Annotated in this window: 14 protein-coding genes; 7 read left to right on the forward strand and 7 right to left on the reverse strand. The window is 67.4% G+C overall.

Annotated elements, in window-relative coordinates; all coding sequences use genetic code 11:
* Positions 1-20: 20 nt before the first annotated feature.
* The 3 genes from DES47_RS06875 to DES47_RS06885 all read left to right on the forward strand — a co-directional run bounded on the left by DES47_RS06875 (position 21) and on the right by DES47_RS06885 (position 4,063).
* The gene (locus tag DES47_RS06875; protein ID WP_133699944.1) at positions 21-1,301 is read left to right on the forward strand and encodes a YeaH/YhbH family protein; all 1,281 of its coding nucleotides are present in this window, start codon (positions 21-23) and stop codon (positions 1,299-1,301) included.
* On the forward strand, positions 1,298-2,920 hold the full coding sequence (locus DES47_RS06880) for a SpoVR family protein (protein ID WP_133699945.1): 1,623 nt from the start codon (positions 1,298-1,300) through the stop codon (positions 2,918-2,920). Before DES47_RS06875 ends, DES47_RS06880 begins: the two co-directional genes overlap by 4 nt.
* Before the next feature lie 141 nt (positions 2,921-3,061).
* On the forward strand, positions 3,062-4,063 hold the full coding sequence (locus tag DES47_RS06885; protein WP_133699946.1) for a hypothetical protein: 1,002 nt from the start codon (positions 3,062-3,064) through the stop codon (positions 4,061-4,063).
* A 62-nt stretch (positions 4,064-4,125) separates the two neighbouring features.
* On the opposite strand, the gene DES47_RS06890 is transcribed toward DES47_RS06885, so the two are convergent.
* Entirely contained in the window at positions 4,126-5,538 is a 1,413-nt protein-coding gene (locus DES47_RS06890; protein ID WP_133699947.1) for an FAD-binding oxidoreductase, read from the reverse strand.
* 69 nt (positions 5,539-5,607) lie between these two features.
* On the opposite strand from DES47_RS06890, the gene DES47_RS06895 reads away from it, so the two are divergent.
* On the forward strand, positions 5,608-6,186 hold the full coding sequence (locus tag DES47_RS06895) for a cob(I)yrinic acid a,c-diamide adenosyltransferase (RefSeq protein ID WP_133699948.1): 579 nt from the start codon (positions 5,608-5,610) through the stop codon (positions 6,184-6,186).
* Here the strand turns inward: DES47_RS06895 and DES47_RS06900 are convergent.
* Positions 6,183-7,181 carry a helix-turn-helix transcriptional regulator gene (locus DES47_RS06900; RefSeq protein ID WP_133699949.1) on the reverse strand — a complete coding sequence of 333 codons (999 nt, stop codon included), beginning with the start codon at positions 7,179-7,181 and terminating at the stop codon, positions 6,183-6,185. The genes DES47_RS06895 and DES47_RS06900 overlap by 4 nt on opposite strands.
* Positions 7,182-7,324: 143 nt before the next feature.
* On the opposite strand from DES47_RS06900, the gene DES47_RS06905 reads away from it, so the two are divergent.
* Together DES47_RS06905 and DES47_RS29190 are read left to right on the forward strand one after the other, a co-directional pair.
* Positions 7,325-8,473: a hypothetical protein gene (locus tag DES47_RS06905; RefSeq protein ID WP_133699950.1), complete on the forward strand. Its 1,149-nt coding sequence runs from the start codon at positions 7,325-7,327 to the stop codon at positions 8,471-8,473.
* A 152-nt stretch (positions 8,474-8,625) separates the two neighbouring features.
* Positions 8,626-9,390: a PEP-CTERM sorting domain-containing protein gene (locus DES47_RS29190; RefSeq protein WP_133699951.1), complete on the forward strand. Its 765-nt coding sequence runs from the start codon at positions 8,626-8,628 to the stop codon at positions 9,388-9,390.
* Positions 9,391-9,405: 15 nt separating this feature from the next.
* Here the strand turns inward: DES47_RS29190 and DES47_RS06915 are convergent, their stop codons facing one another.
* The 5 genes from DES47_RS06915 to DES47_RS06935 all read right to left on the reverse strand — a co-directional run bounded on the left by DES47_RS06915 (position 9,406) and on the right by DES47_RS06935 (position 13,277).
* The gene (locus DES47_RS06915) at positions 9,406-9,621 is read right to left on the reverse strand and encodes a hypothetical protein (protein WP_133699952.1); all 216 of its coding nucleotides are present in this window, start codon (positions 9,619-9,621) and stop codon (positions 9,406-9,408) included.
* Positions 9,622-9,738: 117 nt separating this feature from the next.
* On the reverse strand, positions 9,739-10,158 hold the full coding sequence (locus DES47_RS06920; protein WP_133699953.1) for a PIN domain-containing protein: 420 nt from the start codon (positions 10,156-10,158) through the stop codon (positions 9,739-9,741).
* Entirely contained in the window at positions 10,155-10,604 is a 450-nt protein-coding gene (locus DES47_RS29195) for an AbrB/MazE/SpoVT family DNA-binding domain-containing protein (RefSeq protein ID WP_243748200.1), read from the reverse strand. The genes DES47_RS06920 and DES47_RS29195 overlap by 4 nt, the downstream gene beginning before the upstream one ends.
* A 79-nt stretch (positions 10,605-10,683) precedes the next feature.
* The gene (locus DES47_RS06930; RefSeq protein ID WP_133699954.1) at positions 10,684-12,306 is read right to left on the reverse strand and encodes a GDYXXLXY domain-containing protein; all 1,623 of its coding nucleotides are present in this window, start codon (positions 12,304-12,306) and stop codon (positions 10,684-10,686) included.
* Entirely contained in the window at positions 12,303-13,277 is a 975-nt protein-coding gene (locus tag DES47_RS06935; protein ID WP_133699955.1) for a DUF2157 domain-containing protein, read from the reverse strand. Before DES47_RS06935 ends, DES47_RS06930 begins: the two co-directional genes overlap by 4 nt.
* A gap of 79 nt (positions 13,278-13,356) precedes the next feature.
* On the opposite strand from DES47_RS06935, the gene DES47_RS06940 reads away from it, so the two are divergent.
* Entirely contained in the window at positions 13,357-14,046 is a 690-nt protein-coding gene (locus tag DES47_RS06940) for a helix-turn-helix transcriptional regulator (protein WP_133699956.1), read from the forward strand.
* Positions 14,047-14,093 lie beyond the last annotated feature (47 nt).

Consider the following 14,093-nt stretch of genomic DNA (forward strand, 5'->3'; position numbering starts at 1 on the left):
CTAGCAATCGGGACCCACTCATGCTTCAACAAATCATTGATCGCCGCCTTTCAGGGAAAAACAAATCGATAGGCAACCGCGAGCGCTTTCTGCGCCGGCACAAGGAGCAGATACGCGAGGCGGTGAAGCGCGCGGTCGATGGCCGCGGCATCCGTGACATGGAGCGCGGCGAAGATGTGCACATCCCCAAGCGCGACCTGAACGAGCCGGTGTTCGGCCATGACCAGGGCGGCAAGCGCGAGATCGTCCACCCCGGCAATCAGGACTATATGCGGGGCGACCGCATCAAGCGGCCCGAGGGCGGCGGCGGCAAGGGCGGCGGTGGTGGCGAGGCCAGCGACTCGGGCGAGGGTGATGACGATTTCGTCTTCCACCTGAGCAAGGAAGAGTTCATGCAGGTCTTCTTCGACGACCTGGCCCTGCCCAACCTGACCCGCACGCAGATCGCCGACACGCCGGAGTGGAAGACCCACCGCGCCGGCTTCGTCACCGACGGCACACCGACCAACTTGCATGTGGTGCGTTCGATGCGCGGCGCCCTGGGCCGCCGCATCGCGCTGGGCATGACGCCCCGCCGCGAGCTGGAGGAATGTGAGCAGGCGCTTCAGGCCCTGCTGGCGAAGCCGCAGGATGCCGCCGCGCAGGGCCAGGTGGCCGAGCTGCAGGCGCGCATTGTCACCGTGCGAGCGCGCATCCAGCGCATCCCCTTCCTCGACCCGATCGACCTGCGCTTTCGCAGCCGCGTGCGCACCCCGGTGCCGACCAGCCGGGCGGTGATGTTCTGCGTGATGGATGTATCGGGCTCGATGGACGAGGCGCGCAAGGACTTGGCCAAGCGCTTCTTCATCCTGCTCTATCTGTTCCTGACCCGGCACTACGAGAAGATCGAGGTCGTCTTCATCCGCCACCACACGCAGGCGCAGGAGGTGGACGAGCAAAACTTCTTCCATGCCACTGAAACCGGCGGCACCGTCGTCTCCAGCGCCCTGGTGCTGATGGACGAGATCATCCGCACCCGCTACCCCAGCGGCGACTGGAACATCTACGGCGCCCAGGCCAGCGACGGCGACAACTGGCACCACGACAGCGGCCGCTGCCGCGAGCTGCTGGCCGACAAGATCCTGCCGATGTGCCGCTACTTCGCCTATGTGCAGGTGGCCGAGCAGGAGCAGAACCTGTGGGAGGAGTACCAGCGTCTGATCGGCGTCGAGACCCACTTCGCGATGCGCAAGGCCATCGAGCCGGCACAGATTTACCCGGTGTTCCGCGATCTGTTCAAGAAGGAAGGAGCGCCCGCATGATCACCATCGAAAACCGCCGCCACGTCGGCCTGGCCCCGCGTTCAGATGACTTTGGCGGCCGCCGCCACCGCCGCGTGCCCCCGCTGCAGCTCAGGCGGCTGGAGCAGCGCCCGACCGAGCGGCTGCCCTCGCCCAGCGACTGGACCTTCGAGCTGATCGAGCAGTACCACGCGGTCATACGCCAGACGGCCGAGCGCTACGGCCTGGACACCTACCCCAATCAGCTCGAAATCATCACCGCCGAGCAGATGATGGACGCCTATGCCTCGGTGGGCATGCCGGTGATCTACCGCCACTGGAGTTACGGCAAGGAGTTCATCACCACCGAGAAGAACTACAAGCGGGGCCAGATGGGCCTGGCCTACGAGATCGTCATCAACTCCGACCCCTGCATCTCCTACCTGATGGAGGAGAACACCCTGGCCATGCAGGCCCTGGTGATCGCCCATGCGGCCTATGGCCACAACAGCTTCTTCAAGGGCAACTACCTGTTCGGCATGTGGACCGATGCGTCCAGCATCATCGACTACCTGGTCTATGCGCGCAACTACGTCAGCGAGTGCGAGTCGCGCCACGGCATGGCCCAGGTCGAGGAGCTGCTCGATTCCTGCCATGCGCTGATGAACCACGGCGTGGACCGCTACCGCCGCCCGGCCAAACTCTCGCTGGCCGAGGAGCAGGCCCGCCGCGAGGACCGCGAGGCCTATGCCCAGCGCCAGATCAACGATATGTGGCGCACCCTGCCCCGCAAGGCCGAGCCCAGCGAGGCCGCGGTGGCCGCTGCGCGCCGCTTCCCCGAGGAGCCGCAGGAGAACCTGCTCTACTTCATCGAGAAGAACGCACCGCTCCTGGAACCCTGGCAACGCGAGATCGTGCGCATCGTGCGCAAGGTTGCCCAGTACTTCTATCCGCAGCGTCAGACCCAGGTCATGAACGAGGGCTGGGCCACCTTCTGGCACCACCGGCTGCTGAACCAGATGTATGACGATGGCTACCTGGCCGACGGCATGATGATCGAGTGGCTGAAGTCGCACACCAATGTGATCGCCCAGCCGCCGGTGGGCCATCGCAACTACAGCGGCATCAACCCCTATGCGCTGGGCTTCGCGATGTACACCGACATCAAGCGCATCTGCGAAAAGCCGACCGATGAAGACCGGCTCTGGTTCCCCGACATGGCCGGCAGCGACTGGCTGCCCACGCTGGACCATGCGATGCGCAACTTCAAGGACGAGAGCTTTATCGGCCAGTACCTGTCACCGAACCTGATGCGCGAGTTCCGGCTGTTCTCCATCCTCGACGACGACAAGAAGAGCGAGCTGGAGGTCTCGGCCATCCATGACGAGGCCGGCTACCGCCAGGTGCGCGAGGCCCTGTCGCACCAGTACGACCTCGGCTCGCGCGAGCCCAATATCCAGGTCTGGAACGTCAATCTGCGCGGCGACCGGTCCCTCACGCTGCGCCACACCCAGCACAACAACCGGCCGCTGCACGACAGCGCGCAGGAGGTGCTCAAGCATGTGGCGCGGCTGTGGGGCTTTGGCGTGCAGCTGGAGAGCGTCAACAGCCAGGGCGAAGTCAGCAAGCGCTGGTCGGTGGCGGCGCCAACCCATCCCTGATCCGTCAGCCGGACGATGCGGCGCCGGAAATAGCCCGCCCTTCTCCCTCTTCATGGGGCTTGCCCACGGCCGAGCCCCTTCTAGAATTTCTCCGGACCTGCGCACACGTGCGCCATGTCTCATAACCAAGGGAGAATTGATATGTCATTCCTGAAACTTGGCTCCGCCCTGCTGCTCGGCTCCCTGCTGAGCGCCTGCGGCGGCGGCGGAGGCTCCGACGACGGCAGCCCCGCGCCGACCAATCTGTCGCAATCCACCACCGAGGCCCGCCAGGCGGTGGAGTTCAGCGTCAGCGGCGCGGCCGCCATCGTCGCCAAGAGCTCGGTGCTCGACAACAACCCGCTGTTCGACCTGACCGGGCCCGGCAGCTCGGCCAGCCAGTCCGCCCCGACGCTGAAAGCCCAGAGCGCCAGGCCGCCCAGCGTCAAGCCGCAGGCCCTGGTCTCGTTCGGCTGCGCCGACCTGCAGGTCTTCACCGGCACTTGCACCGGCACCGTAGGCGTCGATGCCAATTTCCTGGACTCGGCCACACAGATTCCTGCCGACAGCTTCCTGGCCATGACCTTCAACGGCCTCAGCGGCGTGATGGACGGCGTCAGCACCCGCCTGGACGGCCAGTTCCGCATCGAGTTCCTGACCGCCGTGAACAGCAACGCCACCTCGTTTGCGAACGCACGCCTGCGCATCACGCTGACCAACTTCTCCGGTGCGGTGGGCGCCATCAGCTATGGCCCCGAAACCTCGACGGCCCTGCTGGAGTTTGACGGCCAGGGCCAGCCGACGATCACCATCGGCGACCTGACCCTGAGCAAGATCAGCAATCTCGACATCACCGACAACAACAACTACCGCATCGGCTCGGCCCAGCTGCGCAAGCCCTACTGGGGCAGCGAGGCCAACAAGATCGACAGCAGCTTCCAGACCTGGACGGTCGGCCAAGCCCGCCCGGCCGTGGGCTCGGTGGCCAACCTGACCGCCAGCAATGGCGTGACGGCCAAAGTGGAGGTCAGCGCGTCCAGCAGCAGCACCGTCGTCTACCCGGTGCAGATTGCGGTCGGCGCCTCGACCAAGCGCTATACCGTCACGGCCAGCTATGCCTCGGCCACGGCAGCGCCCACCTACGCGGTGGTCGAACTGCCCTGACGGCGGAACCTGCCACCGCATCAAAGCCGGCCTGGCGCAGACCAGCCGGCTTTTTCATTGCCTCAGGCGCTGAAGATCTTGCCCGGGTTCATGATGTTCTGCGGGTCCAGCGCAGCCTTGAGCTGGCGCATCAGTGCCACCGCGCCTACACCGGCCTCCTCGACCAGGAAGCCCATCTTGTGCAGGCCGATGCCATGCTCGCCGGTGCAGGTGCCCTCCAGGCGCAGCGCCCGCTGCACCATCTGGTGGCTCAGGCGCTCGGCGGTGTCGCGCTCCTCGGGGATGTTGGGGTCAATCAAGTAACCCAGATGGAAGTTGCCGTCACCGACATGGCCGACGATGAAGTACGGCAAGCCCTCTGCCTCGACCTCGGCCACCGATTCGTTGATGCTCTCGGCAAGGCGCGAGATCGGCACGCAGGTATCGGTCGTCACGCAGCGGCATCCGGGCCTGGTCTGCAGCGCCGACAGGTACGCATGGTGGCGCGCGGTCCACAGCTTGGTGCGCGCCTCGGGCGTGGTGGCCCATTCGAAGTCTTCGCCGCCAAACTCGCGGGCAATCTCCTGCACCGTCTGCGCCTGCTCGGCCACCCCGGCCGGGCTGCCATGGAACTCCATCAACAGCATCGGCGCCTCGCGCAGGGTCAGCTTGTCATGCTTGTTGACGGCGCGCACCGCATGGGGGTCCAGCAGCTCGCAGCGGGCGATGGGCACGCCCATCTGGATGATCTGTATCGTCGTCTGCACCGCGGCGTCTATGGTCGGAAAGAAGCACACCGCCGCCGACACCGCCTCGGGCAGCGGATAGATGCGCAGGCTGACCTCGGTCATCACGCCAAGCGTCCCCTCGCTGCCGACGAACAGCCGGGTCAGGTCATATCCGGCGCTGGACTTGCGCGCCCGCGTCCCGGTCTGGATCACGTCACCGGCCGCCGTGACCACGGTCAGCCCCAGCACGTTCTCGCGCATCGTGCCGTAGCGCACCGCATTCGTGCCGCTGGCGCGAGTGGCCGCCATGCCGCCCAGCGAGGCGTCGGCGCCCGGGTCGATCGGGAAGAACAGGCCGCTGTGGCGGATCTCGTTGTTCAGCTGGTTGCGCGTCACGCCGGCCTGCACGGTCACGGTCAGGTCCTCGGCATTCACGCGCAGGATCTTGTTCATCCGCGACACATCGAGGCTGACGCCGCCCTGCACAGCCAGCAGATGGCCTTCCAGCGAGGAGCCTACGCCATAGGGAATGACAGGCACCGCGTGAGCATGCGCCAACTTCAACACGAAGGCTACGTCCTCGTTACTCTCGGCGAACACCACCGCCTCGGGCGGCGGCGCATCGATCGGCGACTCATCGCGGCCATGCTGCTCGCGCACCGCCAGCGCCGTCGAGCAGCGCTCGCCGAAGCGGGCCTTCAGCGCCTCCAGCATGACGGCAGGCATGGCGCGCGGCGCGAATTGCAGCGAGGTGTAAGGGGCGTTCATGGGAGTCTCCTGGAAGTGCGGGCCAAAGGGCATTCTAGGCACCATCGATGCAGGCTATAAGATCGGCGCATGGCTAACAGACTCTCTCAGATCGCCACCCGCACCGGCGACGACGGCACCACCGGCCTCGGCGATAACACCCGGGTGTCCAAGAACCATCTGCGCGTGATGGCCATGGGCGATGTGGACGAGTTGAACTCCAACATCGGCGTGCTGCTGGCCGAGCCACTGCCCGATGAGGTGCGCGAGCTGCTGATCACCATCCAGCACGAGCTGTTCAACCTCGGCGGCGAGCTGTGCATGCCTGGCTACGAGCTGCTGAAGCTTGATGCTGTGCTGGGCCTGGACGAAGCCCTCGCTCACTTCAATGCCAATCTGCCGCGGCTGAAGGAGTTCATCCTGCCGGCCGGCACGCGCAGCGCGGCCATCGCGCATGTCTGCCGCACCGTCGCCCGCCGCGCCGAGCGGGCGGTCGTCACCCTGAACGCCAGCGAGCCCATCAACGACGCGCTGCGCCACTACCTGAACCGGCTCAGCGATCTGCTGTTCGTGCTGGCGCGGGTGCTGAACCGGGCCAATCTGGATGGCTTGGGCGGTGATGATGTCTATTGGCACTCAGAGCGGCTGAAGCGGCAGGAAGCCGACTAAGCTGAAGCCAGCTGCTCCACGGCAGCCCTCAGCCGCTGCGCATAGGCAGTCTTCAGCGCCGCCGGCGCCAGCACCTGCACATGGCCGGCGTGGCGCAGCAGGTCCATCAGCAGCTCGGTGGCGTCCACATAGGGCACGCAGAGTTGCCAGCGGCCATCGGCCAGCCACTCGCTGGTCTGGGCCGGGTGCCACTCCTCCTGCGCCACCCATTGCGCCGTCTCGGCGCTGAACACCAACTTCGCCAACTGTGTGCTGGCACCGGCAAAGATCCCGTAGCCCTGGTCCAGCTCGGCCTCCAGCTGCTTGGCGCTGACGGCCTTGGCCTTCTCCTCCAGCGGCTCGGCCGCCTCCATCGCATCCAGGGCAAAGCGGCGCAGGCCCTCGCTGGCATGGCACCAGGCGTCCAGGTACCAGGTGTTGCGGTAGTGGACCAGGCGCAGCGGTGAGACGGTGCGTTCGCTGATCTGGCGGCCGCCGCTGTTGCCCGGGTCGCTGGTGCGCTTGCGGTAGCGCAGGCGAAGCCGCTGGCGCTTGACCAGCGCGCTGCCCACCGTCTCGAAGCTGGCCGAGGGCACGCGGCGCCTGGCGGTGCTGATCAGCTTGACCCGCTTCATCAGCTCCTTGGCCTCCTGCTCGTCGGCGCCCAGCATGCCGGTCAGCTTGTCGAACATCGGCTGCAGATGGCGGGTCAGGATGCCGTCTTCGTCGAGGCCGGACAGCAGCTGGTGCATCGTCAGCAGCGCATGCAACTCCTTTTCGCTGAACCACACGCCCGGCAGCTCGTGCTGGGCACCGCGCCACGCCTGGCCGAAGCGGTAGCCATTGGCCATCGCGTCGTACTCGATAGGCGCGTCCATGCGCTCGCGCAGGTACTGCAGATCGCGCTTCAGGGTGGCCGGTGACACCTCCAGCGCCTCCAGCAAGGCGGCAAAGCTGACGCATTCGCGGCTGCGTATCAGCAGCTCGATCTTGTAGAAGCGTTCGGTGCGGTCCATTGATCTCTCCCTCACAGTGACCCGGATTGCATCCGGGCTACGAAATTCAAACCTTTTTTCTCTGGCTCACGCCATGAGCCAGCTGCCAGCCAAACTGTGCCACAGGGTCGAACGGTTTTCGGCCTCCCCTCAGGAGAAGCACCATGGCACAGATGATCGCAGCACGCAGCGCCCAGCCCAGCAACAGCGCGCAAATCTCGCTTGAAATGGACTGCCCGCCGGCCAACACCAGCCTCGGCTTCGAGCTCGGCTGGGACCATGCCCACCACGGCGTGACGCCCCCGGTCGAGCATCTGTTCGCCGCTTCTCCGCTGCGCCAGGGCTGGCAGTCCGGCCAGGCCACCTTTGGCCGGCGCACCCTGAAGGCCGGCCGCCACGTCCGGCTGTGGCTGAAGCTGCGCACCCATGCCTGGTCGCGCGGTCGCTCGTTCGAAGACGTGCAGATCACGCCCAACTACCTGCAGCAGATCGATGTCGAGTTCTGCCCCATCACCCGGGTCGCGCTGGACCAGGCGACCGCCGACGACAGCCACCGCTCGGTAGACCGGGTGCGCGATGACGCGGCCTATGCCGCCGGCAATCTGGTGATGATGAGCCGCCGCGCCAATGCGGCCAAGAACCGGCATGACTGGCAATCCGCGAGCGCACTGGTGGCCAGCCTGAGCCGCGGCCCGTTCGAGCGCATTGCCGGCCTGGGCGTCAACGAATGGCGGCGCATCGCCACGTTGTGCAGCTATGTCACCGAACTCCCCCATGCCCAGGCCGCCGCCCTGCCGATGCTGGTGCTGCCGCCGAACCGACTGCGCCTGTTCAACCCCATCCAGGCCCTGCAGGCCCTGGTCACCCGCCAGCTGGCCACGCCGGGCTGGAGCCAGCGCCTCGGTTGCGTCGAGGCCCTGCTGCCCAGTGCCGAGCTGAAGCGCGACTTCAATGCCTTTGTGCTGGCCCTGGTGCCGCGCGTGCTGCAGGCGAGCAAGCAGGGCGAGACCCAGGCCCTGCGCTGGGCGCTGGAAGACGCCTGGGCCACGCCACTGGTGCAGCGTCGCTGGACGCAGTTTGCCCAGGCACTGACCGCCGAGCAGGCCGAGCAGCTGGTAGCCCGCGCGGCGGCCAAGGATCTGAGCCCGCTGCATGTGCAACAGCATGTGGGAGACAGCGCCACCGAAGGCTGGGCGCTGGAGCTGGGCGGATTCCAAGGTGCCGCCACCACGGGCCGTCACCTTCCGGCCGCGCGCTTGAAGCCAAGACGGGTCGCCGGGGCGGCACATCGGGTTCCAGATCAGTGCCACTGAGGCATGACAGATCGAACGCGCCCCCCCTTGAATGGGGGAGGACCATGAAGGGCTTCACGGTCCGGTCATGTGGACACGCGACATTCGCTTGCGACTGCAGCAGCGCCTGAAGGGCGACTGCTTCGTTTGGTCCCACCTACCCGGAAATCATCATGCTCATCAAGAAACTCGCACTGGTGGCCGTTGCCGCCGCCGCCACCCTGCCCGCGCAAGCAGCCCTGACCGCCGGCGACATCGCCGTCGTTGCATACAACACCGACACCGCCGACAACTTCGCCTGGGTCGCCCTGGTCGACATCGCCGCCAACACCACCATCAACTTCACCGACTCGTCGTGGCAAGGCAGCGCCTTCCGCGTCACCGAGCATCTGGATGCCGCGGGCGGCGGTCCGCTGAGCTGGAAGAGCGCCAGCGCCCTGGCCGCCGGCTCGGTGGTCCGGTTCACCGGCAATGGCTCGGTCTCCTGGAGCACCGGCACGGCCACTGGCACGGTCCTGAACCTGGCCAACGGCGGCGATCAGATCTTCGGCTTCACTGGCGCCATCGCCGCACCGAACTTCCTGACCGGCACCCAATTCGCCCATGCCAACGGCATCATCGCCAGCCCGACGGTCTCCAACTCGACCAACACCACCAATGTGCCCACCGGCCTGAGCCTGAATGCCGGCACGATGGTCAATCTGGGCAACTTCGACAACGGCTATTACAAGGGCGCCACCACCGGCACCAAGGCCGAGCTGCTGAGCAAGATCGGCAATGTCGCCAACTGGACCCGCACCGACAGCGGCGACTACGCCACCAGCGTCTGGGCGTCCTCGTTCACCGTCACCGCCGTGCCGGAACCCGAGAGCTACGCACTGATGCTGGCGGGTCTGGGCGTGATGGGCTTCATCGCCCGCCGCCGCAAACAGGCCTGAACAGACGCGGGGTCGTCAAGGCAGCCCCGGGCATAGCTTCTCCAAATCACCGCCCTGCCCCTGCAGGGCGACGTGATGGCCCTGTTCGATGAACCAGCGCGCCCAGCCATAGGCCAGGTCACGGCTCGGATGCCAGGGACCGGTCCTCTCGTGCGCGATACGTTTGCCGCGTCGTTCGATGAAGACGACGCGCCACATGCTGACGGTTTTGGGTGAGTCAAATGGGTTCATGAGCCGTCTGACTATAGCGGCGAGCCTCGGCTTTTTTTGCCTCAAAACGGGGAGGCAACACCGTACCCCCGCGCCGCGTGACTTATGGCAAATCGGCTAGGGAAAACGCGAAATCCCCTATGAGAACAAGCTCACGAATGCCTCCGGCGTCGAGGCCGGCAGGCCCTGCTTCTGTGCGTCTCGGCGCAGCAGGGCATCGCCGCTGACGAGCTGGTCGGCGCGGCCGGCCAGGGTCAGCTGCAGCAGGGCGTTGGCAGGCCGATCCATGCCCTGTCCGACCTGCACGACGCGGGCAAAGGGCAGCAGGTCACCCAGCAGCTCCTCTTGCTCCAGCGCGGTCAGCCTGAACCTGCGGAAGGCCAGCGCAGCCAGCAGTTCCTGGGCCGTCGCGGCGCTGAGCAGGGGCAGGACGCGACCGGTCTGCCAGGCCTGACGCAGCCGTGCGGCCTGACCCTCGTTCTGAAACAGGGCGGCGAGCACAAGCGCCGTGTCCAGCACCACCGTGATGGGCTGGCGACTTCGACGCCCGGCCTTCATCGGGCGGATGTGCGCTTTGCCGTCGCGGCCTTCTTGGCGGCCGACGGGGACTGCCGCGTTTTGATCGGCGCTTTTGCAGACGCTTTGGCCAGCGGCTTGGCCGTCACCGCAGCACTGCCGCGTTTTGGCAATGTGCGCCGGGCCGGCGGCAGGGCCTCGGCCGAAGGTGCCAATTTTACTGCCGCGTTTTGCTGCCTCGTTTTGCCCGCGGTCTTTGCCGCCGCCTTGGCCCCCCGCGCCGCCACTGCCGCGTTTTGCAGGTCTTTTTCGCTCAGATCGAGCTCGGCCAGTTTGGCGCGTACCGCGTCGCCGCGTTGGATCCGTACCGGCGTCAGGATGATTTGTCCGCCCCGGGCCTCGACATCGAAATATTCCACCGGCCCCATCGTTTGCGTCACGCTCTTGGGTAGCGTCAACTGGTTCTTGGCGGTGATCTTGGCAAGCATCTCGGTAGCAATCTCGGAAAGTAAGGACTCCTTACTTTAGCCGATGCCGACGACAGCTCTGCTACGGCGCAGCATCGCATCAGGGCTTGATGGGCTTGAGATCGGCGTCGGCCATGCCCACCAGCAGCGCCCGGCCATCGGGCTGCACGCGGAACTCGCCAAAGCGCGCCTGGGCCCAGCGCTCGCCATCGCCCTCGCGGAAAAACCAGGCATCGGCGACCAGTATCCAGCGCCCGTCCTTGGGTGTCAGCTCGATCAGCAACTCGTCGGCGGCGAGTGCATGCTCAGGCTGCCGGCCGCGCAGCACGGTGGCCACGCCACGTGCATCGATGCGCGCCACCACCTTGGGTCGTGCGCTGCCGAGCGCCTGCAGCAGGGGCGTCTCGTCGAAGCCGGCGCCACCGAAGTTCAATCGCATGAAGTCACCCTGCATCAGCGAGCGCGGATCGACCGGCGCCAGCGCCACGAACACCGGCCGGCCGCGGGCGATCAGGTCCTGCTTCTGCCAGATAGCCCCGTTGGCTACCAGCAGGGTCAGCAAACCGCCGGCCAGCATGGCCCAGGCCGCGGGGCCAGGTCTTGCTGGCCCCCCATGATCAACGCGGCTCGCACGCCAGGCCGGCGCCAACCAGGCCAGCGCGCCCAGCAGGCCGCCGGCTCCCGCCAGCACCAGCGCCTTGGTCGCCAACGGCCATTGCAGCTGGTAGTAGAAGCTGCCCAGCACCCAGGCCGCAACGAAGGCTGCCGCCGATGCCAGGCGCCAGCGCTGCGTGGTGCAGCACACTGCCGCGGCCAATAGCACGCCGCCCAGGGCCGGCACAAACCAGCCGAGGCCGGCCAGCACAGCGGCCACCGCCAGCGGCAGCCAGCCCATCAGGCCGGCCCAGGCGCGCACCGCCAGCCAGGTGGCCGCGAGCGCCATCAACACCGAGCCGGCCTGCATGGTCAGGCCCTCGCCCTTCAGGCGCGGCGTCAGGTTGTTGACCACCTCACGGCTCAGCTCGCCCATGCTGCCGCCGACCATGAAGCTCATGCCCGACAACCAGGCCAGGCCAGCCAGCACCAGCAACAGCCAGCCGGCCGCCAGCGCCTCCAGCAGCGCCGCCTCGCGTGCCAGGCGGCCGCGCAGCAGATGCTGTTGCTGCAGCCACAGCGCCGCGCCCCAGGCCAGCAGCAGGGCATGCAGCACCAGCCAGGGCACAACGATGTCGGCGCGCCACATATTCCAGCGCAGCGGCATCAGCACCAGACCCAGCAGGGCCGCCGCCGCAGCGCCCAGCAACACGCGCAACCAGGTCTTGGGAATGGCCCAGGCCACGCCCAGGGTCACCGCCAGCATCAGCAGCGAGGCCAGGCTCGTGCTGAGGTCGCGGTACAGACCGACGACCAGCATGCCACCGCCGACCAGCAGCGCCGGCACGGCCAACTGCTCGACGAACAGCGGCAAATCGCGCGAGCGCATCACCACCACCGCGGCCAGCAACACCAGCACGCCGACGAAGTAGGGCCCGACCCCGCGCCGCAGCACATCGCCCAGCAGCATGCCGATCATGATCATCAGCGGCACGGCCGCGAACCAGGCGCCCACGGCCGTCAGCAGCAGCACCGGCCAGGGGCGTTCGTCCTGCGCCGGCAGCATCGCATCGGCGGGCAGCAGGCCGGACTGCCGCGCGGCCAGCAAGGTCTGTTCAGCGGTCTTCATGCCTGTGCTCCCGTGGCGCGCCGAGACAGGCGCAGGATGCCGCTCACCGAGGCCGCCAGCAGCCCCGCCGCACCGAGGCCCAGCAGCATCAGCTTGCCGATTTCGTCGCCACCGCCATGGCGATCGAACAGCCAGCGGCCCAGGCCGGCCACCAGCAGGGCATTCAGGCCCAGGGCCACCGCGCTAAGCCCGAACACCTCGAAGTGCCGACGCGTGCCGAGCAGACCCGCCGAGACGACCAGCATCAGCAGGCCCAGCGGATACTGGCCGGCCACGGTCTTGTGGAACAGCCCCCCCAGCGCGATCAGCGTGAAGGACATCACCGCCAGCACGATGGCCGTGCGCATCGCCCAGGGGCCGGCACCGGTGAAGCGCCGCAGGGCCGGGCTCAGGGCCGCCACCAGCAACAGGGCCATCGCCCAGGCCAGCATATGCACGTCAAGATCCTCGGGCCGCACCTGCCATTGCCGGCCGATATGGGTGTGCGTCCACAGCGACAGCGCCGTCATCGCCACCAGGGCCCAGGGCGTCCACAGCACATCGGAGCGGGCGCCCAGGCACAGCGGCAGGGCCAGCACCGCCCACAGCGCGAACAGCTGCCAGGCGTCGGCCCCGGTCTGATAGGTCTGGCCGAAATAGGCGAACAGCGCGCCAATGCCCAGGAGGCTCAGCAGGCCCAGCGGCGCGCGGGCTGCAGGCCGCCAGGCCGCCCCGACGGCGGTGGCCAGCACCAGCGCCTGCAGCAGGCCGAAGCGGCCGGGGCGGCCCAGGGTCTCCCAGTTCGCGGCGATCCACATCACCACACCAAGGCCGCCCAGCGCGGCACCGAGAATGGCGGCGCCGCGTGGCAACCAAGAGGCCAGGCCCGGCGGCTCGTCAAGCAGGCCGGACAGCTGCTGCAGCTGCCGAGCCTGCGTGCGATCGAGCTGGTGCCGGGCGATCAGTTCGAACAGGCTCTGACGCAAATCCATGACGGGCCTCCGCTGTGGTCCGGGTCCATGATACGAGGGTCAGGGCTTGCGAGGACCGGTGCGGGCCAAAATGCGGGGAATGTCACGTGCCTCCCGATTGCTGGATCTGCTGCAGCTGCTGCGCCGCCACCGCCACCCCGTCAGCGGCGCGGACCTCGCCGCCAGCCTGAAAATCAGCCTGCGCACGCTGTACCGCGACATCGCCACCCTGCAGGCCCAGGGCGCGCAGATTGTCGGCGAGGCCGGCGTCGGCTATGTGCTGCAGCCCGGCTTCACCCTGCCGCCGCTGATGTTCACGCTGGACGAGCTGGAGGCCCTGGGCCTGGGCTCGCGCTGGGTGGTGGCCCGCGCCGATGCTCGCCTGGCCGATGCCGCGGGCCAGGCCCTGGCCAAGATCTCGGCCGTGCTGCCACCCGAGCTGCGCCATGAGCTGGACAGCCATGCCTTGCTGGTCGGTCCCAGCAACGCGGGCTCGGCAGCCGACGCGCTGCTGGCCACCCTGCGCGAAGCGATACGTGGCGAGCGCAAGATCGCCGTCCGCTACCGCGATCTGCAGGGCCGCGAGAGTCAGCGCCTGCTGTGGCCCTTCGCCCTGGGCTTCTTCAACAAGGTCGAAGTGCTGGCGGCCTGGTGCGAGCTGCGCCAGGCCATCCGCAACTTCCGCACCGACCACATCCTCGGCCTGGAGCTGACCGAGACCCGCTACCCGCGCCGCCGCCAGGCGCTGATGAAGGAGTGGCGCGTGCAGGAAGGCATACCGGGCGCTTAGAACCGTCACTGCTGCCAGAAACTGACAGCAGCGCCAGCCACCATGGC

It is taken from the genome of Roseateles toxinivorans, from assembly GCF_004362525.1.
GTDB classification, from domain to species: domain Bacteria; phylum Pseudomonadota; class Gammaproteobacteria; order Burkholderiales; family Burkholderiaceae_C; genus Paucibacter; species Paucibacter toxinivorans.

Bases quoted from the DNA above. Each gene is read 5' to 3' on its own strand.
- DES47_RS06875 (WP_133699944.1), top strand. From the start codon at position 21: ATGCTTCAACAAATCATTGATCGCCGCCTTTCAGGGAAAAACAAATCG.
- DES47_RS06880 (WP_133699945.1), top strand. From the start codon at position 1,298: ATGATCACCATCGAAAACCGCCGCCACGTCGGCCTGGCCCCGCGTTCA.
- DES47_RS06885 (WP_133699946.1), top strand. From the start codon at position 3,062: ATGTCATTCCTGAAACTTGGCTCCGCCCTGCTGCTCGGCTCCCTGCTG.
- DES47_RS06890 (WP_133699947.1), bottom strand. From the start codon at position 5,538: ATGAACGCCCCTTACACCTCGCTGCAATTCGCGCCGCGCGCCATGCCT.
- DES47_RS06895 (WP_133699948.1), top strand. From the start codon at position 5,608: ATGGCTAACAGACTCTCTCAGATCGCCACCCGCACCGGCGACGACGGC.
- DES47_RS06900 (WP_133699949.1), bottom strand. From the start codon at position 7,181: ATGGACCGCACCGAACGCTTCTACAAGATCGAGCTGCTGATACGCAGC.
- DES47_RS06905 (WP_133699950.1), top strand. From the start codon at position 7,325: ATGGCACAGATGATCGCAGCACGCAGCGCCCAGCCCAGCAACAGCGCG.
- DES47_RS29190 (WP_133699951.1), top strand. From the start codon at position 8,626: ATGCTCATCAAGAAACTCGCACTGGTGGCCGTTGCCGCCGCCGCCACC.
- DES47_RS06915 (WP_133699952.1), bottom strand. From the start codon at position 9,621: ATGAACCCATTTGACTCACCCAAAACCGTCAGCATGTGGCGCGTCGTC.
- DES47_RS06920 (WP_133699953.1), bottom strand. From the start codon at position 10,158: ATGAAGGCCGGGCGTCGAAGTCGCCAGCCCATCACGGTGGTGCTGGAC.
- DES47_RS29195 (WP_243748200.1), bottom strand. From the start codon at position 10,604: ATGCTTGCCAAGATCACCGCCAAGAACCAGTTGACGCTACCCAAGAGC.
- DES47_RS06930 (WP_133699954.1), bottom strand. From the start codon at position 12,306: ATGAAGACCGCTGAACAGACCTTGCTGGCCGCGCGGCAGTCCGGCCTG.
- DES47_RS06935 (WP_133699955.1), bottom strand. From the start codon at position 13,277: ATGGATTTGCGTCAGAGCCTGTTCGAACTGATCGCCCGGCACCAGCTC.
- DES47_RS06940 (WP_133699956.1), top strand. From the start codon at position 13,357: ATGTCACGTGCCTCCCGATTGCTGGATCTGCTGCAGCTGCTGCGCCGC.